The sequence below is a fragment of the Rhodococcus sp. NPDC003382 genome, assembly GCF_053589135.1.
This window is the reverse complement of the sequence record NZ_JBSFRH010000048.1, coordinates 19,480-42,011: the sequence shown is the minus strand read 5'-3', so window position 1 is coordinate 42,011 and position 22,532 is coordinate 19,480. Positions and strand designations below refer to the sequence as shown.

Annotated in this window: 19 protein-coding genes; 2 read left to right on the top strand and 17 right to left on the bottom strand. The window is 65.9% G+C overall.

The window, feature by feature from the left end; genetic code table 11:
- Nucleotides 1–8: 8 nt before the first annotated feature.
- From ACWDUD_RS25210 to ACWDUD_RS25170, 9 genes are all read right to left on the bottom strand, one after another.
- The gene (locus ACWDUD_RS25210; protein ID WP_450111077.1) at nucleotides 9–209 is read right to left on the bottom strand and encodes a hypothetical protein; all 201 of its coding nucleotides are present in this window, start codon (nucleotides 207–209) and stop codon (nucleotides 9–11) included.
- A 14-nt stretch (nucleotides 210–223) separates the two neighbouring features.
- Nucleotides 224–976 carry a GAF domain-containing protein gene (locus tag ACWDUD_RS25205; RefSeq protein WP_450111076.1) on the bottom strand — a complete coding sequence of 251 codons (753 nt, stop codon included), beginning with the start codon at nucleotides 974–976 and terminating at the stop codon, nucleotides 224–226.
- Between the two features lie 214 nt (nucleotides 977–1,190).
- The gene (locus ACWDUD_RS25200) at nucleotides 1,191–1,814 is read right to left on the bottom strand and encodes a hypothetical protein (protein ID WP_450111075.1); all 624 of its coding nucleotides are present in this window, start codon (nucleotides 1,812–1,814) and stop codon (nucleotides 1,191–1,193) included.
- Entirely contained in the window at nucleotides 1,811–3,634 is a 1,824-nt protein-coding gene (locus ACWDUD_RS25195) for a type IV secretory system conjugative DNA transfer family protein (RefSeq protein WP_450111074.1), read from the bottom strand. Before ACWDUD_RS25195 ends, ACWDUD_RS25200 begins: the two co-directional genes overlap by 4 nt.
- Nucleotides 3,631–5,130, bottom strand: coding sequence for an ATP/GTP-binding protein (locus ACWDUD_RS25190; RefSeq protein ID WP_450111073.1), 1,500 nt, complete (start codon nucleotides 5,128–5,130; stop codon nucleotides 3,631–3,633). Before ACWDUD_RS25190 ends, ACWDUD_RS25195 begins: the two co-directional genes overlap by 4 nt.
- Nucleotides 5,130–6,722, bottom strand: a complete 1,593-nt coding sequence (locus ACWDUD_RS25185; RefSeq protein ID WP_450111072.1) for a hypothetical protein — start codon at nucleotides 6,720–6,722, stop codon at nucleotides 5,130–5,132. Before ACWDUD_RS25185 ends, ACWDUD_RS25190 begins: the two co-directional genes overlap by 1 nt.
- Nucleotides 6,722–8,851 carry a hypothetical protein gene (locus tag ACWDUD_RS25180; RefSeq protein ID WP_450111071.1) on the bottom strand — a complete coding sequence of 710 codons (2,130 nt, stop codon included), beginning with the start codon at nucleotides 8,849–8,851 and terminating at the stop codon, nucleotides 6,722–6,724. The genes ACWDUD_RS25185 and ACWDUD_RS25180 overlap by 1 nt, the downstream gene beginning before the upstream one ends.
- Before the next feature lie 3 nt (nucleotides 8,852–8,854).
- Entirely contained in the window at nucleotides 8,855–9,604 is a 750-nt protein-coding gene (locus tag ACWDUD_RS25175) for a hypothetical protein (RefSeq protein WP_450111070.1), read from the bottom strand.
- Nucleotides 9,605–9,637: 33 nt separating this feature from the next.
- Nucleotides 9,638–10,036 (bottom strand): hypothetical protein, encoded by a 399-nt coding sequence (locus tag ACWDUD_RS25170; RefSeq protein ID WP_450111069.1) that lies wholly within the window; start codon nucleotides 10,034–10,036, stop codon nucleotides 9,638–9,640.
- A 249-nt stretch (nucleotides 10,037–10,285) separates the two neighbouring features.
- On the opposite strand from ACWDUD_RS25170, the gene ACWDUD_RS25165 reads away from it, so the two are divergent.
- Complete coding sequence (locus ACWDUD_RS25165; RefSeq protein ID WP_248676038.1) at nucleotides 10,286–11,488, top strand: IS110 family RNA-guided transposase; 1,203 nt, start codon at nucleotides 10,286–10,288, stop codon at nucleotides 11,486–11,488.
- Between the two features lie 34 nt (nucleotides 11,489–11,522).
- On the opposite strand, the gene ACWDUD_RS25160 is transcribed toward ACWDUD_RS25165, so the two are convergent.
- The 7 genes from ACWDUD_RS25160 to ACWDUD_RS25130 form a co-directional block, all read right to left on the bottom strand.
- Nucleotides 11,523–12,995: a MinD/ParA family ATP-binding protein gene (locus ACWDUD_RS25160; protein WP_450111068.1), complete on the bottom strand. Its 1,473-nt coding sequence runs from the start codon at nucleotides 12,993–12,995 to the stop codon at nucleotides 11,523–11,525.
- 10 nt (nucleotides 12,996–13,005) lie between these two features.
- Nucleotides 13,006–13,605, bottom strand: coding sequence for a hypothetical protein (locus ACWDUD_RS25155; RefSeq protein ID WP_450111067.1), 600 nt, complete (start codon nucleotides 13,603–13,605; stop codon nucleotides 13,006–13,008).
- Nucleotides 13,602–14,246 (bottom strand): hypothetical protein, encoded by a 645-nt coding sequence (locus tag ACWDUD_RS25150; RefSeq protein WP_450111066.1) that lies wholly within the window; start codon nucleotides 14,244–14,246, stop codon nucleotides 13,602–13,604. Before ACWDUD_RS25150 ends, ACWDUD_RS25155 begins: the two co-directional genes overlap by 4 nt.
- 66 nt (nucleotides 14,247–14,312) lie before the next feature.
- A complete protein-coding gene (locus tag ACWDUD_RS25145; protein ID WP_450111065.1) occupies nucleotides 14,313–15,917 on the bottom strand; it encodes a peptidoglycan DD-metalloendopeptidase family protein in 1,605 nt (534 codons plus the stop codon).
- 154 nt (nucleotides 15,918–16,071) lie between these two features.
- Nucleotides 16,072–17,997 carry a cutinase family protein gene (locus ACWDUD_RS25140; RefSeq protein ID WP_450111064.1) on the bottom strand — a complete coding sequence of 642 codons (1,926 nt, stop codon included), beginning with the start codon at nucleotides 17,995–17,997 and terminating at the stop codon, nucleotides 16,072–16,074.
- 59 nt (nucleotides 17,998–18,056) lie between these two features.
- Nucleotides 18,057–18,797: a hypothetical protein gene (locus ACWDUD_RS25135; RefSeq protein WP_450111063.1), complete on the bottom strand. Its 741-nt coding sequence runs from the start codon at nucleotides 18,795–18,797 to the stop codon at nucleotides 18,057–18,059.
- A 26-nt stretch (nucleotides 18,798–18,823) separates the two neighbouring features.
- Nucleotides 18,824–20,041, bottom strand: a complete 1,218-nt coding sequence (locus tag ACWDUD_RS25130; RefSeq protein ID WP_450111062.1) for an insoluble domain protein — start codon at nucleotides 20,039–20,041, stop codon at nucleotides 18,824–18,826.
- Nucleotides 20,042–20,776: 735 nt separating this feature from the next.
- On the opposite strand from ACWDUD_RS25130, the gene ACWDUD_RS25125 reads away from it, so the two are divergent.
- Nucleotides 20,777–21,223, top strand: a complete 447-nt coding sequence (locus tag ACWDUD_RS25125) for a helix-turn-helix transcriptional regulator (protein WP_248676062.1) — start codon at nucleotides 20,777–20,779, stop codon at nucleotides 21,221–21,223.
- Between the two features lie 217 nt (nucleotides 21,224–21,440).
- Here the strand turns inward: ACWDUD_RS25125 and ACWDUD_RS25120 are convergent, their stop codons facing one another.
- Nucleotides 21,441–22,526: a GAF domain-containing protein gene (locus tag ACWDUD_RS25120; protein ID WP_450111061.1), complete on the bottom strand. Its 1,086-nt coding sequence runs from the start codon at nucleotides 22,524–22,526 to the stop codon at nucleotides 21,441–21,443.
- Nucleotides 22,527–22,532 lie beyond the last annotated feature (6 nt).

Sequence of the window (22,532 nt, the reverse complement as noted above, 5' to 3'; positions counted from 1 at the left end):
CTGTCACGTTAAGACGACTTGCGAAGGGTGAACCTGCGAACGTTCTTAGGCATGTGACCTGTACGGCGGATTTCGCGTAAGCCCGATTTGAGGTTGGCGAAGTTCGGCATGTCCGCATCGACGGTGTCGATGCTTGAGGTAGAGACTGCGGAGGTCTTGGAGATGCGGCGTACTTTCCCCTGGCTGCTCTGCTTCTTGCGAGTTCCCATCAGTGGCTCCTTACCTAGGGCTCAACGCGCCGGTTCACCGGCTGTGAGGGTGCCTGCTCCAAAGCGTAGGGAATAGCGGCGACAACGGAGAGCAGCTGGAGCAGGTACTCATCGTCCTCGGTGATGTCCCCCACCTTGGGGGAGTCGATGGAGAGAACGCCGTACAAGTTTCCTCCCGCGATGATCGGATGAGTCATATAGGTGCTGTAGGTGAGCTTCTCGTTGTCGACATCCTCGACGAATCTCGGATCGCCTTGGAGCGCGGCCCGTAACGTAGCGGTTTCCTTGTCGTAGACTCGCCCGGACTTGTCACGTCTTCCGACGAAAGCGGTGGGGTGGGCAACCATCTTGGTTGCGGCAGTGTCTGAGTACTCGAACACGCTCGCTCGAACGGGGGCAGACCCCTGTCCGATCATCCCGGACGCAGCATTGACTACAGATTGCAGCACGGAAGACTTATGCTCCCGTCGCTTAGGAAGACTTGTCTCCGCAACCGTTTCCGCAACCTTCTGGAGCAACGGGGATAAGTGGGCATCGATATACCTAGCCATCGTCGCCTCAACCTTCTCGTCGTACTTCTTACGCGCTACTTGGACAATAAAGTTCAGCACCAGGAGAACCGCGCCGATACCGATGGGGATCAGCTTCCATGCCCCCGGTACGAGCGCGGTGGTTGCCCCACTTACCGCTGCGAGTACCCCAAGTCCAGGAACGATCCACCAAGGCCCGCGGGCAAAAAAGGGACGATCACTGTTTTTGCTCAACATCTCTCCGCCGCGTGACAACCACATGGACTATGGGGCCGAGACTTCATAGCTGACTCAGCGACCCAATCAGATGTCATATCAGAGAGAACAACCCACCCAGGCCTGTCGAAAGGTTGCGGTGACGGCCGCGGCGCCTGGGCGGGCACTGCCGCGGCCGCCACCCCGCCGAGGAACGGCTGGGTGGTGAGTCCAGCCCTGTGTCCCTCGGCAGTCTCTAGGTCCGCACGTACCCCTCCGTATCGTCGGACCACTCCCAAACGTGACCGGCATACGACACCGGTCCGAAGTCGTCGTCGGGGTCGGCTGGTTCGGCATTGCCGGAGTCGATCAGATCGACCATCCGAGCTGCGTCGATCACCGCAGGCGCCGCCGATCCGATACCCGAGTCCCGGAGCGATCCGGTCGCAGCAACCGCCGCCGCAACCGGCGTCGGCCGCGAAGCGATGTCCGCCGCGATCCATTCCCGCATGCCCTCGAACAGGGTGACCTGTACTTTCGGTGGCTCGCAGCGCCCGTCGATGCAGTCGGCGAACTCGTCGGCGTTGGCCGCCAACCGCTGTAGAAACGGCTGATAGACCTGATAGTGCCAGCTTCCCGGCGACCATGAATGCACCTGGCCGTCACCGAGCTGCTCGTAGGCGATCTTGTGCGCCGACATCGCCGCCGTCAGTTCCTCGACCATTTTCGGGTGCCGGTACCAGCAGCCCTTGATCCGGTCGGTGAGCCGGTAGCAACCGCGGAACCACTCCACCCAGTCGATCAACTCGTCCCACAGCTGTTGCGCTTGTTCCTGATCGAGATGCCGCCACGACAGCCGGCCCGGTGTGTACCCGCTCATCCGAGCACCGCCGCTTTCGTGACGCGTGACCAGGCCCAATCAGGCAACTCCCCCGTCTCGCAGACCCAGTTGTAAACCTCTTGGGAGTCGAGCACCCGCTTCTTCCAATGCGGAATGTCCCACACCAGCGGCAGATGGACGAGGGCAGGAGCCGACCCTCGGTAGACCATCAATGCCTGGTCAGCGGGCATCCCGCGAATCTCGGGCGCGGTCATCACCTTCGTCTGCCGAGGAGCCTGCGTCGGAGACCACCACTCTTCACGCTCACCGGTCAGCCGGGAAATCTGCTCGAGTTCGTTCACGTCACCGAGGCCGGGAAGGATGATCCGCACCGGCGAGTTCGTCGTGAACATCTTTCCCGCACTCGGACCCCACCGCCGGATGTTCTGCTCCTGACCGTGGCAGAACGCCCAGATCGAAATCCCCCGCCCGGCGCTGTCGGATACCTTGTCGGGCAGGTCCGGGATGGGAGCGACGTTGTTGACTTCATCGAGGACGAACCGCACCGGAGGGTCGATCCGTTCCTCCGGGTACTCCCGGGAAATCTCTTTGGCCAGGTAATACGCCTCCGCTGCCAAGGCCGTGACGATCGGCGCACTCGAGCCGTAGGAACCTTCGGAGAGCAGATACAGCGTTCCCCCGTCGCGGATGAGCTGCGCGAGGTCGACCGACTCCGCCGCGGTGACATTGACCGCCGCCATCAGCTTCGGCGACGCGAGAGGATCGAGCAGGGTCGAGACCGTCGACATCACATCGTCGACCGAATCCGACCCCGACCCTCCGAGCTGCGAATACTCCACGCTCCACGTCGGCAGATCCCGATCCAGAATCTCTTTGACCTTCGGCACCTGCCGTTGCATCGCCCAACGGTAGAAGGTAGTCACATCCCCACCGGAGACCGCCGCCGCATACAGGCAGCACCGCAGATACTTCGCCGCGTTCGTCGAGAAGTACCCGCTGTTCTTGGTGTCGCCGAGCGGAACAGCCTGCACCAGCGCATCGGCACGCCGGATCGCGGTGTCCGGGTCAGCGCAGCCGGCCAGCAGGGACCACCGCATCGGAGTCGGCCACCGCGTGATGCCTTCGGGGTCGAACACCTCGACCGGCCCGACTGCCAATCGCTGCCCCACCGAGGACCACAGCAGGTCCGGTTTCGTGGTCGTCGCCAGCACGAATCCCACCGACTCGACGATCCGTTGCCAGGCCAAACGCCAGCTCTTTCCCGATCCGGTCGGCCCCTCGACCAACGTGCCGTCCCGGTACTGGATGAACACCTCGGAATCTTTGCCGTGTTCGCCGTAGAGCGTGCCGATCCGGGTCGCGACCTGGTGCGCTTCGATCTTGCGGGTCGGAGTATCGCGCAGGGTCGATCGGTTCGTCTGTGCCGCCTTGACCGCACTCTTGCGGTCGAGGCCCCGCTGGCGTAGCTCCGCCGAGTCCGCGAAACCCTGCTGCCGCTTGCGCTTAGCGCGCCGACGCACCGAAATCTTCCCGTCGATCACGAGGGCGGCGGTGGTGTAGGCCAGCATCGCCACGATCAGACACACCCACACTGCCACCGCCGACCCCGGCCGCGACCCCTCGGGCCAGCCCACCGTCGGATCGCCCGGCGAGACCACCAAGGCCCGCAGCACCGACAACGTGCCGTACAGACCACCTCGAGGCCACACCGGGCCCGCCCCGGTCACCAGACCGGCGATCGCGCCACCGACGTAGACCGTCCACAGCACCCCGCCGATCGCCACGACCACCGGGCCGGTGCCGACCGGAAACACCGGCCGCGTCGGCCGCTGCTGCATCCGCTCGTCCACGTCGTTCACCGCTCCGCCCCCACCAGCTCGGCCATCGACTCGGCATCGAGGGTGTCCGGCAGACGGGTCTTCCCCACCAGCGTGGTCGCCTCGCCTCGAATGACCTCATCGGTGTCCGTGAGAATAATTTCGAGCGGGGACCGCTCGTGCTTCATCAGCACCGGATCGGACTTGCCCATCACCACCAAGCACTGCCCTTTGTGCATCGACATCAGCAGGTCGACGCAGTATTCAGGCAAGTGGTACATCCGTACCGTTTGCTCGGCGTCGTCCACGCGATCCTGCCCGTACAGGAACACGATCCCGGCTTCCTGCATCAACGCCCGCGCCGGAGAATTTGCCGGCAGATCGGCGATGTGGTGGAACGCCGACACCGTGGACAGGCCCAGGCCGCGAGAGAGCTTCATGTTGTCGCGGAACACCCGCCCGGTCGATCCCTCCGCGATGTGCCAGCCTTCCTCGACGATGAGGATCGTCTGCTTGTGCTCGGAGGCGCGAGCAGCGAGAACGTTCGACAGCCACGTGTTGATGACCGTCATCACCACCCGCAGCGCCGGTCCCTTGTTGGGCAGCTCGGACACGTCGAAGTGCACGAGCGGATGGTCGAGCGCGTGACGCACATCGTCCGAGGTCGGCTGATCGACCAATCCGCGCAGATCCCCCTCACAGAGCTGCCGCAGCGCCAGGCCCGGATCACGACCCCACCGGCACGCTTCTTTCTCCCACACTTCGCCGAAGGTGGCCGTCGCTTCCTCCGGCGTCGACAGCAGCAGATCGGCGACATCGTGCAGCACCGGCTCGGTGCCCTCGCTGCAGGCGCGTTCGTTGACCAGCCGCAGCGCCAGATTCAGTGCTGCGATTTCCGTCTGCACCAACGGCCGCTGCATGGTGTCCTCGAGCACCGCCGCGATCAGCACCTCCTGACCGGCCGGAACGATTCCCCCAGAAGTGGTCACGGACGACGAGATCGCCGGGTCCATGATGTTCAACCGCGCCCCGTCACCGCCGGTCTTGAACCGGATCGACGGCACCCCCAGCGACTTGGCGAGCTCGGTGTACTCGCCGCCGCGATCACCCTGCCGTTTCTTGTCGATCACTACGACCTGACGGCCGGCCGCGATCTGCCGCAGCCCCAGGGTGGTCTTGATGAGCGAGGACTTCGCCTTGCCGATGTCCCCGACCACCGCGACGTTGATGTTTTCGATCTCACTGCCGTACAGCGCGAACGGATCGGTGATGACCAGCGCATTCGACATCAGGTTGCGGCCCGACACCAGCCCTTCGTGACGCACGTTCTTGCGGGTGGTCGCCAGATTCAGCGCCTCGGCCTGCCGGGTCGTCGACCACACCCCTTCAGGGCGAGGTTCGTACCAGCCCCAGCGATCGAGCCACCTATTACGCTTCGGCGGCCGCCGACGAGGGACCGCCGGTGCATTCACCTGACCCGCCTCCGGCGGTATCGGCGCAGGTGCGGCGCCCGTCTTGCGGTTCAGCAGTGATGGCATCAGACCCCCTTGACCCGGGTGTACTTGGTGGCCGCGAGTCCGCGGCCGAGCGGCAGGGTGAGGAATTGAGCGACATCGTGGCTGTCGTCGAACCAGTCGAACTCTTTGATGGCGGCTTGGTCGGCGGCCTGCTCGAGCCGCGCACACGCCCGCATCACCGCATCCCCATCCGGGGCGGTGACCGCCACCGCCATCGACCAGATCACCCCGTGGTGCCCCGATCCCGGCTTGAGATCTTCCCGCCGCCGCAGCGACGCCGACGCCATGACCTCCGAGGCACCGTCGGTGACCTGGCCCTTCTTGCGTTCCTTGTACTGACGCGCCGCGTCCTCGGTTGCGTCCTTACGCGCCACCTGGCGAGCCTTGACCGCATCGACGAAATCCATCCGCACCTTCACCGTGCGGATCGTCGGCTGCGCCGGCATCCCCTCGACGGGATCGCCGGGGTCCGGGTCGACACCGGTCAACAGCGGCGAGAGCCATTCAGCGTGCAGCGGGATCGGTTCGATCGAACCGGGTCGGATCAACCCGACTCGGGTATCCCATCGGTCGGACACCCGTGTCGACAGGTCTCCGCCGACATACGACGGCCAGCAGTTGCCCCAGTTCGCGCCCCGGTGGGCGTCGAGTGCGTAGGACGGATCGAGCATCGACCGGAACACCGCACAGGCACGCTGCTGACCGAGCACCTGCACCTGGCCGAGCCGGGCCGAAGTCAACGCGCCGACCGCCCGCATGGTCTCTTCGACGATGACCTGGCCGATACCGGCCTTCACGCTCACGTCTTTACGTTTGGCGACTGCTCCGGCCGCCGACAGCAGCTCGACCGACTTCGGGAAGATGAGCGTCGCGTAGGAGCGATGTTCTTCCGATTCCGGTGCCAAACCGTCGATGAGCTGGCCGTAGGACTCGATCGCGGGCAGCACCCGAGCCGCATTCGGGTTGGCCCTCACTACCGATTCCATCCACGCCACATGCGGAGTCAGATCGGCCGGCACCGACCGGTGCACCATTTCCAGGCCCCGGATCAGCGAGGATCGGCGAGCGAACGACGCCAGGGTGCGGGAGAACGCCTGCGAGGTCACCGCCCATTCCTCCGCACCGCGCAGCCCTTCGGCTAGCCCCTGAATCGACAGCACCACCGAGTAGTAGTTGTTGTCGCCGGGCGTGGTGTGCTCGAGGATGAACATGTCATCGAGGCCCGTTCCGGTCAGATCCAGCGGGGCGACATCTCCGAGCGGTACCGGAAACTCCCAGCCCGGATCGACCCCGGCCACCCCGTACAGCTCGTCGCCGGGTGCCCGGTGGATGTGCTCGCCGCGCTTGCGACGCTGCCGGTCCCGGAGCCGGTGCAGTCGCTCCGCTGCCCACGACCGGTGGCCGTTGATGTCGGTGGTCGCCCACAACGTCCCACCCACGACTAGCACGACACCGGCCAGCGTCCAGATCGTCGATCCGAAGTACAAGAACAGGAAGATCGAGATGATCAACGCCACTGCATACGCAGCGAGCACTGGTTCGGGAACAGGGATCAACCCCCGGCGAGCGATTTCCGAACCGAGGATCGAGGTGCGCTGCTCACTGTCACTCATCACTGACCTCCCATGTCGTCGGCCTGCTCGGGAGCGTTCTGCGCCGCCTGGGCCGCCTTGTTCAGTGCTGCACCGCCGACGGTCCCGGCCACCATCACCGCCCCGACCCCGACCGAAGCGACCGTGCCGGAGACACCCTTGGCCGCGGACATGAACTTGCGGGCGTTCGCCCCACCGTGTCCGCTGCCGCTATGACCTGCGGTGACACTCGGATGCTGGTGCGAGGTGGACCCGGCGGAACCGTGCGATGCCAAGCCGTTCGACGAGGACGAACCCCCGCCACCGGTACCGCCGCCACCAACGGGATGGGAGTGCGCGGCCCCTGCGGAACGGGCCGCAGCGACCTCCCCGCCTCCCCCGCCACCGCGGGCCATCATCGCCATCTGTGCGGTCTGCAAGGTGCTGCCCAGTCCCTCACCGGCCGCCGAGCCGGTGTCGCCGAAGCCCTCCGAGTCCTCGCTCGACGGCATGAACGGCGCGTACTTGAGCAGGGACCACGGTGCGAGTCCGACCAGTCCGATGCACACCGCTGTCATCGCCAGCGCCCCGAGGGAGGCGAGTTCACCTTCGACGTAGGCCCCGGCGCTGCTGTCGAGCAACACTGCGGTCAAGAACCCCAGGCCGAGGAAGATCACCGGCTTGGAGAACACAATCGAGATGAACACGAAGATCGGGCGCATCGCCTTTTTCCGCTGAGTCGGATGCCCCCAGAGCCCGAACGCGATACCAGCCAGGCCGGCAAGGAGCGGCAGGGCAGCGGCGTGCATCAACTCGCCGAAGAACAAGGCCAACGAGCCGAGGAACAGCAGTCCGAAGAACACGATGCCGGTCAGGGCACCACCGACGAGGGTGTCTTCGGTGATGTCGCCGAGCATTGCCGATACCGACACCACAGCCTGTTCCATGTCCTGCTTGAGCAGGCCGGACAGCGAGGTGGTCAGCCCGTGCGAGAGCTGGACCAACAGCTCGGCGGCAGCTGGCGCGAACATCATGGACAGCACACCCAACGGGGCGTATCCGATGAGATTGTGCGCCAATTCCATCCGGGTCGACTTCTGCGCCGAAGTCCGATAGATCGCGAACAGTGCGGTGATCGACATGACGAAAATCCCGATACCGCAACTGATCGCGTACCACCGCAGAAAGTGGTCGTCGCGCGGATTGAACTCGCCGATGTTCGCCAATCCCTCGAGGACCGAGGTGGTCAGTGACACCGCGCCTTCTTTGGTGCTGTTGGCCCAGTCGTCGATCACGCTGCCCGGATCAGCGATGAAGGCGACCACATCGCTGGCCTTGTCGAGAGCCGCCATGCCGAGGCCGACACCGAGCTTGATGTGCAAGGGAGTCACGGCCTTGAGGACGACCCCGCCGAGCTTGGCGACGTCGACGAACCTGTCGGCGAGGTCCTTGTTCTGTTCCTTCCAGTTCCAGATTCCGCCGAACATCGCGCCGACCTGCTTGTTCCAGGCCCGGCACTGCTTGAGTTCGTCCGGTCCCGAAGCCTTGTCGCAGTCGAGGAAGTAGGCCCTGTTGCACAGCATCTCGTGGTCGCTGCACGGATTCTCGAAGATGTCGTCAGGCAGGTTGTCGACGTACGGCTGCTGCTTCATCAGTTCGATGGAGCCGGCGTCGGGTTTGGCAGCCCAGGTGAAGCCCCAGGGATTTCCGGCCGACTCGGACCACTTCGCCAGATCCGCGGCGCACACCTTCGAGGATGGCGAGTATTTCTCGTCGCCTCCGGGGAAGGACTTGGGCCAGTCCGTCGGAGCCTTGCCCTCGAGAACGGCTTGCTTGGCTTCTTCTTCCGAGACGCCCATCAGGTCGGCGTACTGGGCGATGCGCTGCGTTACCGGAGAAGCCCAGTACAAGATCTGCTGGTCGAAGCGGAGGTACTGCCCGAGATACAGGCCGTAGTCGCCACCCTTGTCCGCACACGCCGGATCGGTCGACCACCCGGCCGCCTCGAACTCCGGGTGACCTGGAAAGAACTCTTTGAGTTCGTCGGGCATCCCGGCAGGCCAGCCCTCGGCAGCGCCGCTGAGCGGCTGCGCCCATGCGGGCGTCGCACTCGAGGCCAACGCCAGCACCGCCAGCAGCGCTGCAAGAAAAGTCCGGACAAGGGATCGCATCGTTTACTCCACGAAGAAGGTGTAGAGGCCGTTCGCGCCGAACTCGGCGAGGGGGGAATCCCCTTCAGGGAACGAGACCTCTTCGGGCTCAGGGCCGGAACGGAACGCCCAGTCGACGGCCTTCCAGTCGCCGTCCTCCCACTGCAAGGTCACCGTCGTCGTCGACCAGAACGTCGTGATGCTGACCTTGCCGGTGCCGCTCAGGTCGTCCTGGCTGGTCGAGACCGCCCACACCGACACCACCGCACGGTCATCCGAATAATCGGTGACGTTGACCAAGGCCGGGATGGTGTTCATCACCGTCTCCTCGGAGTGAGACACGTTGTCCTCGACAATGGCGATTAGAGCATCGCTGGCGTCGCCACCGACCAGGCCGTTCTTCACGTCCGCAGCGGTGATCCGCCCCAGGGCAACCTGGCTGACTGCCTGCACGAAGTTGGCAGCAGCGGTCTGAGCTCCGGCTTCGGTGTGGTCGTAGCCGTGCGGGACACCGTTGGTGATCGAGTTGGGGCCGTGCCCGGTCCGCACCGTATCGGACTCCGAGCTACCGCGGCCCAGCCCCGCGAGAATGCTCCCAAGGACCGTCACCACGAGCAGCACCACCAGGCCGTACTTGAACCATGTGGGCAGCCTGTCGAACGCCGCCTTCCATCCTTTTGTCTCGGCTGTCTTCGCCGTGGATGTCGGAGTCGGTGCTGCTGCCGGGGGCGATTGCTGGGATCCCGGCTTGATCGAGCTGAAATCGGGTGCCATCTGACTCTCCTAACAGTGCTGGTAGATCGGCTGTCAGCCGTTGACGACGAACAGGATGGCGCCGACGATGATCCCGGCTCCGGCCACGCAGCCGAACGCGACGACGGCGGTCTTGGCCGAATCCATCGACTCGCTCAACTCGCTCTGGTAGCCCCCGGCGCGAGCCCTACGGATCTTGTAGAGCGAGACGATCACGTTGAGCGCGGAAGCAGCCAGGAATGCGCCCCAGATACCGCCTGCGATCCGCGTCCAGGTGTCCTCGAAGGTGTCACCGAACACCCCCAAGTCCGGGGTGACGCCATCGAGCGGATTGTCGGTCTGCGCGGAAGCGGTACCGGCGGTGAGCAGCACCGCGCCGATCGTGGCCGTCAGCAGGGACATAGCGCGAGCCACACGGCGAGGCAGCGACGGCACGGACAAATTGCGGGACATCAGGTTTCCTTAAGTTCGTAGGTGCAGTTACTTCGTGAGAGTTACGTTGAGCTGTAACCCGGGCGGGCCGGGCGAGGCTGCATAAGGTTTGCCCACTCTCGAGTGGGGCTTGAAAGGACTGGCCACCCGACCTGTCTGGACACCTCGGACCGCTGATTGAGATCTGCGAATGATCGCTTGTTTAAGGAAATGCCGGCGGAGGCGTCCATCGGGGCCAGGCCGGAACACAAGCGAAAACGAGGAAATCCGATGACCGGTTCGCAACTGTGGGCAGGAGTCGACGTCGGCAAAGAACACCACTGGATATGCGTGCTCGACGCCTCCGGGACGGTGGTGCTGTCGCGGCGATGCGACAACGACGAAGCAACGATCCGTGCGGTGATCACCGAGATCGACGCACTCGGCGAGACGGTGTCGTGGACGGTGGATCTGACCACCGCCTACGTCACCTTGTTGCTGACTGTGCTGGCCGACGCCGGGAAACCGGTGCGCTACCTGTCCGGACGTTCGGTGTGGCAGGCATCGTCGGTCTACCGCGGCGGCGAAGCCAAGACCGATGCCCGCGACGCCCGGGTGATCGCCGATCAGTCCCGGATGCGTTCGGACCTGCCCGTTCTGCGTCCCGACGACGAGTTGATCCGTGAGCTGCAGATGCTCACCGGCCACCGCACCGATCTGGTCGCCGACCGTACCCGGACCATCAACCGGCTGCGTCAGCAACTCGTCGCGATCTGCCCCGGGCTCGAACGCGTCGCGCAGATCTCCTCGGACCGGGGCTGGGTGGTGCTGCTGGCCCGCTACCAGCGACCGAAAGCGATCCGCCGCGTCGGTGCGGCCCGACTGGCCACGATGCTCACCGGGGCCGGGGTGCGCCACGCCGAATCGATCGCCCGGGCCGCGGTCACCGCTGCGAAGGCGCAGACCGTGCGGTTGCCTGGGGAGGATGTCGCTGCCGAGCTGGTCGCCGAATTGGCGCAGGCGGTGATCGACCTCGACACACGTATCAACGTCGTGGACGCGGAGATCGAGGCCCGATTTCGCCGGCACCCTCTGGCCGAAGTGATCCTGAGCTTGCCGGGTATGGGATTCCGGCTCGGCGCCGAATTCCTTGCCGCAGTAGGTGACCCCGACTTGATCGGGTCGGCCGATCAACTCGCTGCCTGGACCGGGTTGGCGCCGCGGCCCAGGGATTCGGGTAAACGCACCGGGCGTCTGCACACCCCTCAGCGCTACAGCAGGCGCCTGCGCCGGGTGATGTACATGTCGGCGTTGACCGCGGTCCGTTGCGATCCCGCCTCTCGCGTCTACTATCAGCGCAAACGTGCCGAAGGTAAGCGTCCCGTCCAGGCCACGATCTGCCTGGCTCGGCGGCGCGTGGATGTTCTCTACGCGCTGCTCCGCGACCACCGCACCTGGCAACCGACCGTGCCGGTTACCGCGGTGGCGGCTTGACAGGATCATTGAGAGTCCTTTCACACGCAGAAGGTCAGGCGTAGGGGTCGAAGCTCGACGGCTTCGGTGGTTGCGGCCGCCGCGTCCGGGCCGGTGGCTGGTGCACCTCCACGGTCGAGGCATCCTGTTCGGCTTCCAGCTCTGCCTCAGCCTCGACAGGAGGGCGGTAATCCAACGGCAGGTATCGAGCCGGGTCCGTCTCAGCCACTCGAACGGCAGGAGCGGCAGGCGGTTCCGCTTCCGGCTCGGGTGCCGGAGCCGGCTGGGGAGCCGGGAAGCTCGGAACGTCCGCCGCGAAGGTCGGCACGGCCGGCTCCGGTGCCGACTCGGGTGCCGGTGCCCACCGCTGCCGGTATCCCGCCTGCCGGTCGACGATGGCCTCGGCCAGTGCATCGGTCACCATCGCAGCGACATTCGTCCACGCGATGATCGAGCTCTGCGACAACGCCTCGAGCGTGATCCGCTCTCCGGTGGCGAACACCGGCTCGAACGGAACTCGCACGTAGGTCTGCACACCGAGGGCATCGAACTCGTCGACGATCGCGGTCTCGAGATTCGGATCGGACCCCGGTGTCGCGCACAGCAACACGACCGCAGAGCACACCAGATGCTCGAGGCCCCGCTTGCGAAGCCCGTCGAGCATCGCGTAGGCGTGTTGGGCCATGTCCCGGCGCATCGGCAGCGGCACCACCAGCACATCGGCATGACGAACCGCCCACTGCCACGCCCCAGCCTGCGGAGTGGTGGCCGTGTCGACAATCAGCAAGTCACGGTGACGCCGAAGCACTGCGCCCAACGCTGCGCACTCGTTCTCCCCGATCACGTTGTCGTAGGAGGAGTCGGTGTCCCCGGCCAGAATCTCGTCGTGTGTGGGCTGGAGCCGCAGATACGCCGCCAGCTCCCCCGCCTCGACATCGGCAGACATCAGCCGCGATGCGTTGTCGAGGACATCCCAGACCGTTCGCTCGACCGGAGCCGTGCGCGCTGCCCGGATGCCGAGGGTGCCGCCCGCCTCGCTCATGTCCACCGTGACGACACCGCGGCCGCGATGCTTGCCAAGCATCGCCGACAGCGCAATCGCTGTCGGAGTCTTGCCCGCGCCGCCCTTGGTGTTGACCACGGCGACCGTGCCCGAACCCGGCAGGGTCCGCTGGATCGCCTCGACCGCCGCCCGGTGACCGGTCTCCGCAGATTCCGGCTTGGGAGCCAGTTTCGTGCCCAGAGCTGCATTGATACGGCCCCGCCAACCCCACTGGGCAGGCTGTGAAAGCGTCGGCGATGCCGCCTCGTCGAACAATGCACTGTGCACGGGGCCTGGTGCCGGAGCTACCGGTTCGTCGACGGACGCAAGAGCATCCATCCCGACCCCATACGGATCGGCGGTGTCCTCGGCAACAGGCTCGGGAGCCGGGACCGGTTCGGGCTCGACGGCAGGACGGTTCGGGCGCAACCGCAGCCGCCGCGGATCGATGGTCGGTTCGTGGTTGTAGTCAGCGATGTCAGCCATCACGCTCGCCTCACAGGGTGGTGACGGACGACACGCGCCATCCGTCGCCGTCGTCGGTCAGCACCACGGCGACGTACTGGACGTCGCTGCCGATCTCGGTGCCGCTGGAATCGGTGACCGTGCTGGTCACCTCGTACATGCCGTGATACCTCGTTGCGGTGTTGGCCTGTCCCTGGTTGGGAACCTCAACCGCCACGGCGGTGACCGTCGCACCCTGCGACGCCCACTGCGCCCACTCGCCGGTGGCCTTGACCGGGATCTCGGCATCGGCGCGGACCTGCGCGTCGAGTTCCGCGGTCAGCACCCCCAGATCGGCCGCCCTCACCGGTGCATCGTTGCGATTGGCGTCGGTGCGGGTGTCATAGGAGAACCAGGTTTCGACGACCGTGCGGCCGAGCTCGCCTGGATCGTCGGTGTCCACCGACGGTGCCTCCGCAGCGGTCGACGGTGAGGCGGGCGCAGCCGGTTCGGTGGGGGGCCACGCCGCCGTCGAGGTCGATGGCGGCGCCGACGTGCTCGAGATTGCCTGATCCTGGTCGGCCTCGGAGCTGCACCCGGCCACGGTCACGGCCCCGGCGATGACGCCGATCAGCGCCAGTCGGCGGATCATTCGGCCACCACCAGGTCCGACAGGCGGATCGCCCGCCACTCTCCGTAGCCCGGCTCGAGGCACCACTGCTCGGCCGGGGTACCGGTGGGCACCACCTCGAGATCGAGGATGACCTGCTTTTTCGCTGCGAGATCGGCCAGCTTCACCCCGTCGATGCGTTCACTGCTCACCCGCAGGCGCAGCCGCACCGCCTCGACGTCGAGGTGTTCGCGCACCTTCGCGGCGAGGAACACTGCCTTGCCCGCGCTGGCCTCATCTGCCGAGTCCTGATCGCCGGGCCGGAAGATCCGGTCGTCCTTGTGGAACGAGCCGTACCAGGCGACATCGCTGGTATCGGCGTCACCGACGACGGCGAACGATCCACGGCCGTCGCCGGCCGAGGACAAGGACACCAGCGGGGCGGTCGCGGCGGCCGCCTCCAACTTCTCGACCCGTTCGCGCTGCTCACGCTCCCGCAAGGCGTCGTAGTCCACATCGAACTGCTTGTAGAGTTCACGCTTGACTTTCGGCCACTGCGTGCGCGTCATCAGGTTGTTCTCCGACGCCCAGGTCCGCAGGTCCGCGGCCGTCAACTCCTCGACCGCCCGGGTTGATCCGAGGCTGCGGACCGCGGCCTCCGCCTTGTCCCATTCTTCGCTCACGGCGTGGTGTTCCCTTTCTGGTGTCTCATCGTCTCCGATGTTCTGGCGTGTGAAAAGCGTTGTGTATCAAGTGAATCGCATGGCTCTGACATTTTCCGGTGGTGTCCATGCGGTGATCTGGACCTTCCCGCCGGACTGGGGTGCCTCGACAACTTTGTTGTCCCCCAACCAGATCCACACATGTCCTGGATAGGGCTGCACGATGTCGCCGGGCTGCAAGTCCGCCGCTGCGGTGATCGGCGTTCCTCGAGGGTCGTTGACCTGGGCGGAATCCTGGTGTGGCAGAACGATTCTTCCGTCCGTTGCTTGTGCGACCGCGTACAGGACCAGACCTGAACAGTCGAACCCGACCTTGTTGTAGTCGCCGTGCGCGTCGGCCGCACCGCCGTCGGTGACGCCGCGAGTCGGGCCGGCGACATCACCGCCGCCCCAGGAGTAATCGGTGCCCAGCCACCCGAGAGCCGCATCGACGACCCGCGAACCGCTCGCCGACGGAGGCCGAGGCTGGTCGACCCCGGCGAAGTCGGCGCGCCCGGCAATGATCTTGCGGACGTAGCTCGTCGTCTCCGCATTGACGCATACCCCGCCGGAGGCGAGCGTGTTGCCGGGACCGCAGTTGTAGGCCGAGAGCATCAGTTCGGTGCCGTCACCTGAGACTTTGCCCTCGCGGAGCCACTGCTGCGTCTGCTCCCACACCTGGCAGTCGTAGTCGGCCATCGACATCACCGAGTCACCGATGGAGTTGACATCGGCCATGCCGTCGCCGTCGTGGTCCTGGCCTATCGAGGCCCAGGTGCCGGGCATGAACTGACCCGGACCGCGTGCCCCGGACGGGGAGACCGGCGAGGACGGGCCGTAGCGGAACTGGTTTTCGGCATAGAGCTGGGAGGCCAGCAGCGGAGCGTCGATCGCATCGCAGGTCTGAGCTGCCTTGACTATCCACTCGCGGAACTCCTCGGGGACCGAGCCTGGCGCAAGGGACCTTCCGCCGGGGCGAGCCAGGCCGGTGCAGCCTGCACCGAGCGGAGTCTCGGCCGCGACCAGTTGTACGTTCGGCGAGCTCGGACGCTGCTGCGGGGCGTCGAGTTCGTTCGCATCGGCCAGCCACGGCATCGGATCGATGGGCGAGCCCCCGTCGAGCCGGCCGCCGGGCCAGACCTCGAAATGCAGGTGCGGGCCGGTCGAGCCACCGGCATTGCCGACCAAGCCGATCAGGTCCCCGGCGCGTACTTCGTCGCCGACGGAGACGAGAACCCCGTCCGGAAACATGTGGCCGTGGACCGTCGAGATGGTCGAGCCGTCCGAGGTGGCCGAGTCGATGACGATCCAGTTGTCGAAGCCGTTCTCGTCACCGGGGCCGGAGTCCCCGGCCGCGACGACGATGCCGTCGAGCGGTGCGTAGAAGGGCGTGCCGATCGGGGCCGCGAGGTCGACACCGTTGTGTGAGGTTCCCCAGCGCGGGCCGAAACCGGAGATGAACGTGTACGTGCCGGTGACCATCGGCTGCACTTTCTTGCCGGTGGCAGCACGCAGGCTGTTCGGCGACCGGGACGGTCCCTGCGTCGGCAGGCAGTTGTCCGGCTCGGGATTGTCGCTGCCGCACATCACCAGCGCGCCCATCAGCGCGACGACGCTGGCGGCCAGCGTAATTTTCGTCGTCGAAGAAGCCACGTACTCACCCCCTTTGCATGAGTGCTTGTCGATAGCCCGCCCAGGCCATGCACTGTGAGTGACTTCGCATCCGCCTGCCCGAGGTCGGATGCCGCGTGAGTGGAAGGCTTCGGTCCTGGCAGCGGCACCACCCGTCCGCCAGGACCGTCCGGCCCTACCCGATTGCTTTGGCGAAGATGTTCACCATCGTGTCGATCGCGTTGTCCTTTCCATCCGGGGACCAGCTCGGATAGGTGATGTGCGAGTTCGAGGCGTAGAAGCTCGCCGCGGTGAACCCTTCTGAGACCAGCTGACCGATCTCGGCCGCGCCGTCACTGCTTGCCAGTGCCATCACCGACTGGCTCAGGCCGGCCAGATCACTGTCCTGCGGATGCACCGCCATCAGCGATCCGATTGGATCGCCCGGGTCGTGCAGTTGATCGGGGCTCATCTTCTGGCCCGGGGTGAGGACCCCGAGAGCCACCTGTGCCAGTTCCAGCGCGACCGGCATCAGCCGCGACAGCTCGAGCATGTTGCCGGTTTCGGCGACCGACCAGGCAATTTCCTGCATCTCACCGACGTTGCGAGCCAGTCGGATCACATCGACGTTGCCGAGCAGATCGAGCACCAGGCCTGCGATCGCGGCCGTGCCGGACGGATCCGGCACCATCGCCACCAGACGCGACAGGGTCTTGAAGTCCACCCCGGCGGCCATCTTCACCAGCGGGGAGAGCTGATTGTTCAGATCCCCCGCGACCGCGTGCGCGCCACGCACATCACCGGTGGCGATCTTGATCGGGAGCTGCTGCAACCCGGCCGCCACCGCTGCGTAGTCGATCGTGGTCACCCCGGAGACGACATTGAGCAGCTGATTGATGATCGTCGTCGGCTTGGCGACCGAGAGCACCTGTGTGGCAGTCCGTAACTCGGTCGGACCCGAGGCTGCCAAGGGCGACAGGCCCGCGACCAGCGTGTCCGCCGAGCTCGCCAGCGTCGACACGTCGATCGACTCACCCGAGGCCCGCGACTTGAGTAGGGCCGTGCTCATGTCGGTCACCGCTTCGGCGGCCGAGAGCACCGCCGGAACATCGACCTGCTCGAGCGTGTCGAGCACGCTCGCCGTCGTCGCCTCCGGCGATCCCTCGGGAGCCGAGGTGAACGACTCCCGTGCACCCGGATTGCTGTCGATCCACTGCCGCGCCTGGTCTACCGGCGTCAGAGTCTCCGACACCAACCGCGCCTGCTGCGTGATGCGGGCAATGTTCGCCGCCGAGGTCGTCGATGTCGGACCTGCGACATCGAGCGCGGCCACCGATTCGGCCAGCCGAGATGCCGCCCCGAACACTGCCGACAGATCAGCATTGCGCCAGTTGCCCGGTGAGGACAGCTCATCGACCAGCGACGAATGCGCCACTGTCGACTCACCGGTGATCGTCGGAGTCTGCGCGGTGGCGGTCGAGGCGAGCTCGGCAGAGACGTCGACCGCCCCCGGCGGATTGGCGATGATCCGACCCAGCGACGCCAGGAACGGTGTCGACCCGCCATCGGTGTTGCAGTACGCATCGTCCGGGTGGCAGATGTCGAACACCTTGCCCGCGAGCTTGCCGAACCCTTCCGGGGCCGGCCCCGCGATGCCCTGACCGTCGAGCGGCGGGCCGATCAACGTTGCGCCCTCGGTGCCCCGCTTCGGATTGGCGAGCAGAATCACCGCCTTGACCTGTTGCGGAGTGACCGGTCCGAGACCGTGGCCGATGTTGACGGCCAGATCGTTGCCGATCTGCGCGCCCTGGCTGTATCCCGCGATGAGGTACTTCGACGACGGGCACCGCTCCATCAGCTCCGACGCCGCTTTGTCACCCCGCGACTTCGATTCGGCATAGGAGGTGCCGTTGAAGAACGCCTCCCCCGGATACGGCACGTACACCGCGTCGACGTTCTTCCCGAACCGCTGCTCGAGCGCGTCACCGACCGCCGCGAGCATCCCCGTCGGCACCTTCGGATCGGCGTTAGCCGAGGTCTCCGTCGTGCCGGGAATCATCAGCGCGATCGTGCGCGCACAGCCGTTCGTCTCCGCAGCATGAGCAACGGTCGGCGTGCTCACCGCGGCCGCAGTGGTTACTGCCGCCGCTGCCAGAGCTAGACCAGTCTTCCTCATCCGGACTATCCCCTGACTTCTTCGATGGAGCGGATCATCACCCGGCCGTCCTCGGCCGTGGTCGTCGTGATGCGCTGTTTGAACTCGCTGCGCCGATCCGGGCGGACCTCGGTGATCTGCGCGCTGTAGGCGTTCGGCCCGATTGCCGTCACCTCAAGGCAGTGCGTGGTCCCCAGCGGCACGGTGTCGATGCCCTGCTGGATCGTCGCTGCATCGGGTAACGGCGCATCCGGGGCCATCAACTCCCGCACCGACTCACCCGAACGCAGCAGGTAATAGCGGTGTTCGAGCGCCGCGATCACCCCTTCACCCGATGACTGGTCGCCTTCACCGGGCGAGCACGGATCATCGGCCGCCGCAGACGCCGTGGTCGAAGCCGGCGCTGCTGTGGCCGGAACCAGATCACCGAAGTCCGGGTCGGCGTCGCCCCCGAACAGTGCCGACACGCCCCAGCCGACCATTCCCACCACTGCAACAGCGGCGAGGCCAAGTCCGGAATAGGTCACCATCCGACCGGAAGGCCGGGGCATCGTCGGGCCGCCGACCTTTTCAGACGGGCAAGCAGCGCGGCGGCCGATGTCGGCCGCCGCGACCACCCGAGACTCCGACTCACGTGTGGGCGCTGCCTTCACGGAGGAAAAGCGCTCCTCGGCCGCCGGTACCAGCACCGACGCCCGAACCATGCGGGTCCGGGGCGCGGTCGCATCGAGCACCCGCGGCGAACCTGCTCGGTTGTTCCGCTTCATCGGTTCGTCTCCCTTTCGACCGGAACTCAGGCGTCGACCGCCGGAGCCTGCGTGCCGAGACCCTGACCGACCGCTTCACTGACCAGGCGCGATGCCAGACCCGGCGTCGCGTCGGTGAAGAACGATTCGAGTGCCTGGTCGACCTGCTCGATGACCTGCTCGCCGCCCGGCTGTGCCTGCACGAAGTCACGGACCTGTGTGTCGATCGACGGAGCGGTCTCGGTAGCGAAGGTCTGCACCGCCTCGGCAGCGGCCGCACCCACCGGATCTTCCGACCACTGTGCGAGCGTGGTGTCGACCTGCTCGGCGATCTGCTCGGCCTCGACATCGGGCACTTCGGCCTCGATCGGCGTGGCGTCCTCGCCCGCACCGTAAGCCGTGCCGACCCCGTATCCGGCCAGGCCGCCACCGACCGCACCGAAGGTGCCGCCGACCGCGCATCCGGCCGCGAAGCCTCCTGCTGCGCCCGCTGCCGTGGCAGCAACACCGGAGGTGACCAGAGCCACCCCCGGAATCGGCACGGGCACCATCGTGCCCATGCCAGCGCCGACGATGCCCGAGACCGTGGACACCGCCAGGGCCGTCGGGACACCGGCCGCCAAGCATCCGGCTCCGAACCCGGCCGCTGCGCCCGCCGCCGTGCCTGCGACCTGTGCGGATGCGATCTTCTCGGCTTCTTCGGCTTCCATGCCGGTCGACCGGTGGTAGTCGGTCACCATCGCCTCGACCACGGCGGTCGTGCGGTTGGTCTTTTCGGCGTCGGCATCGGAGATCCAGTTGGGCTGATCGAAGATCACCCGACCGAAACGCATCTTGTTGGCCGGGGCCTCGATCGGCAGGGTCGGCCCCTCGACGACGACCGGCACCTGCGGAACGGGAGTGTTGTAGCCCGAGTTGCCGCCACCGGAGTAGCCGGAGTTTCCGCCACCGGAGTAGCTGTTGTACTGCGTCATCGACACGCCGCCGCCGGTCTGCGGGTTGTAGGCACGGGTTCCGCGGTTGTACTCGGCCGGAGGCGCAACCCAGAAGTTTTCGGCCGGCTGCGGCTCAGGGGACGACGGGGCCGGAGCCGGAGCCGAAGGCGGCGTGGACGTGATACCGGCCTGTCCGCCGCCGGACTGCGGCGGGGACGTGATCCCCGCCTGACCGCCACCAGAGTCATCGGTCGGAGCCGCTGCTGCCGTCGGCGCAAAGGCGATGAGCAACCCGGCCGCCGCCGGTGCCAGGGTCGCAGTGCTGAGCACCGCACTGGTCGTTCGACGGCGCCGGTGTCTGCCGGTGCGGGAAGCCAACCGATCTTCGTTGGATACGGACATATACATCGCCTTTCGTGCGGATGAACCGAGTCCCGTGTGCGTGAAGGACCTGAGCGAGATAGGGAAACCGCCGGTCCGAGATCCGGGAGAGGGTGAACCTCGGCTCGGCGGTAGTCAGTGGTCCGAGCGCGTTCACGGCAGATGACGCAGGTGGGAATCGGGACTCGAACCCATGCCCTGCCCGCCCGTGCCGAGATGGTCGGGCAGGTCACCGCAGGAAAGAAGAAGTCCGCTTGTGCACGTGTCCGTGGTGCCGGACATGCGCGGAAACGCTGCTGCCGGCGCACAGTCGAGTAACGCAAGAACAGCAGTGCCCGAAAAAGAAGTGGGCTCTCCTCGTCGGCAGCGACCTGGTGCCCGAGCTTGCGTAGCACGCCCGGATGGGTCGTTACGTGAGTGGTTCAACCCCGGATACGTGACACCGACGCCAATCACTGACACGTGTCCGGGGTTTTCCCTCTTTGCCGGTGGCCTCACCGCGGCTCCGCACTCTGGTTGCCAGCCAGAGGCGCACACCCGGCTCAGCCGATAGCTACCTCCTTCGCAGCGAAACCCTTCGGTTGAAACTCTATTCCGGAACACTACAACAAACTTTATTCAAGTGGAAGATGACGCAGGCCATTCCTGTAGGGCAGTGTTATCCGTCGTGGAAAGGTTGCGGGCATGACGAGACGGCCTCTTCGGGGTTTCGACCGGGAGAGGCTGATCGATCTGCGGACGAAGAAGGGCTACACCCGTGGCGACCTGGCGAGATTCGCCGAAGTGAGCGTGGCGGCCGTTCGCGCCTGGGAATCCGGGCAGGCCACTCCACAGGTAGACCGGTTGGCCCGAGTGGTCAAAGCCCTCGAAGTCCCGATGTCCGAGCTGGTGCGGATACCCCCGCACGAGCGGTACCTGGGCGATCTGCGAGTCCAGGCCGGCCTGACCCAGCCCCAATTGGCGCTCGAGGTCGGCATTTCCACGGCCTCGCTCAGCAGCCTGGAACTGGGGGAAACGTCGCTGCGCGAAGCGATTGCCGAGCGACTGGCCAAAGCCTTGGGTGTGGACACAGCCGAGATCCGTGCCGCCTACGAACGTTCCCGAACCCGACCGCCGGGCACGCCGGTCTGACGCGCGCGACACGCTGTGTGTCGACATACGGAACGTACGGATTACCACGTCTGGACTCCCCCCGCGGAGATAGCAGCCCGCCTCACGCAGACATGCGGAGACGGCCGAAACCGGCTGTGCTACATCCGAGGCCGAGTCGACAAGCCTCAGGAAATCCCCACGGGCGGGGACGCGCAAGACAAACTACCAGATCACCGCAGGTATCTGGGGGACCGACCTACCCTCCCAGGCGCCCCCGATCGGACCCACGCAATTCCCCTGCGGGCGCACCGAACTCGCCGGCCGGCACCGCCACCTGCACGAGCACGAGACGGTCGCTGAGAGGTCCGGGATACGGGCTGATCGACAATTGCGCTGTTCGCCATCCAGATTCGGAGCGAAGGCGAGCCCGAGCAGATCGAGGACCGGCATCACCCGAGCGAAAGGCCGCGAGCGCTTCCGCAAGAATGGACCGGTCGTCAGGGTGAACGATGTCGTTTCCGCCACTGACGTTCCGCCAAGTCACCCAGGGCGGAGCATCGGGAAGCCACATGGTCAGAACAGCCAACTCGGCGGCGAACACGCCGGTGTAGACCCCAGCGGTTCGCAGCATCTCCTGCATTCCGAGCTCGCTCAACGTCGGCAACTCCGGCGGAGTCGCATCGGACACGTCATGCCAGAGCAGTCGAATGCCGACGTTGCCCGGATCGGTGCGACCCTTGCCCCAGCAGTACCAGCGCATTACGCGGCCGTCGGCGTGGAGAACCGACATCGGTGCCTCCCACTTGCGACCGTGCACCGGATCGATCCCCAACTCGAACAACGAGGCCGAATCGTCGAACTTCACGGCCTTGGCGATGTACTCCGCAGGGGTCCGTTCCGGGACATGCGCTTCCGGCAGCACACCCGACATCATCGACGCTTCGACCGTCTGACCGATCACCATGCGTTCCAGTTCCCACGCGATACCGGCCACGATTCGAGGCGGGCTCGGGACCTGGCCGGGTTCACCGACCCACACCTGGACGCCGTGCGCCTCACCACTGGGGCCGAGGACCGGCAGTGCTTCGATGTGAAACGTCTTCTGCGCCCCCTTGCGGGAGCGCACATCGATCCTGACCGCCCGGCGAGTGCGAACCGCTTCGTGAATGATCGGCGTGATCGGAAGATCCGGGGCCGGCTGAACTTGTCTGGTCACCGACGCCCAGTCTCGAACCGCTCCGCCGCAGCTGACAACGGACATCTCCTCGTCAACCAACGTCTCGACAAGATGCCACGTGTTGAGAATTACCATTAACTTATAACCTCCCCCGAGTTCGGGCACAGTGCA

Coding starts and splice junctions, on each gene's coding strand:
- ACWDUD_RS25155 (WP_450111067.1), bottom strand. CDS start 13,605: ATGATCCGCCGACTGGCGCTGATCGGCGTCATCGCCGGGGCCGTGACC.
- ACWDUD_RS25160 (WP_450111068.1), bottom strand. CDS start 12,995: ATGGCTGACATCGCTGACTACAACCACGAACCGACCATCGATCCGCGG.
- ACWDUD_RS25180 (WP_450111071.1), bottom strand. CDS start 8,851: ATGCGATCCCTTGTCCGGACTTTTCTTGCAGCGCTGCTGGCGGTGCTG.
- ACWDUD_RS25185 (WP_450111072.1), bottom strand. CDS start 6,722: ATGAGTGACAGTGAGCAGCGCACCTCGATCCTCGGTTCGGAAATCGCT.
- ACWDUD_RS25210 (WP_450111077.1), bottom strand. CDS start 209: ATGGGAACTCGCAAGAAGCAGAGCAGCCAGGGGAAAGTACGCCGCATC.
- ACWDUD_RS25135 (WP_450111063.1), bottom strand. CDS start 18,797: ATGAAGCGGAACAACCGAGCAGGTTCGCCGCGGGTGCTCGATGCGACC.
- ACWDUD_RS25190 (WP_450111073.1), bottom strand. CDS start 5,130: ATGCCATCACTGCTGAACCGCAAGACGGGCGCCGCACCTGCGCCGATA.
- ACWDUD_RS25175 (WP_450111070.1), bottom strand. CDS start 9,604: ATGGCACCCGATTTCAGCTCGATCAAGCCGGGATCCCAGCAATCGCCC.
- ACWDUD_RS25205 (WP_450111076.1), bottom strand. CDS start 976: ATGTTGAGCAAAAACAGTGATCGTCCCTTTTTTGCCCGCGGGCCTTGG.
- ACWDUD_RS25165 (WP_248676038.1), top strand. CDS start 10,286: ATGACCGGTTCGCAACTGTGGGCAGGAGTCGACGTCGGCAAAGAACAC.
- ACWDUD_RS25170 (WP_450111069.1), bottom strand. CDS start 10,036: ATGTCCCGCAATTTGTCCGTGCCGTCGCTGCCTCGCCGTGTGGCTCGC.
- ACWDUD_RS25200 (WP_450111075.1), bottom strand. CDS start 1,814: ATGAGCGGGTACACACCGGGCCGGCTGTCGTGGCGGCATCTCGATCAG.
- ACWDUD_RS25125 (WP_248676062.1), top strand. CDS start 20,777: ATGACGAGACGGCCTCTTCGGGGTTTCGACCGGGAGAGGCTGATCGAT.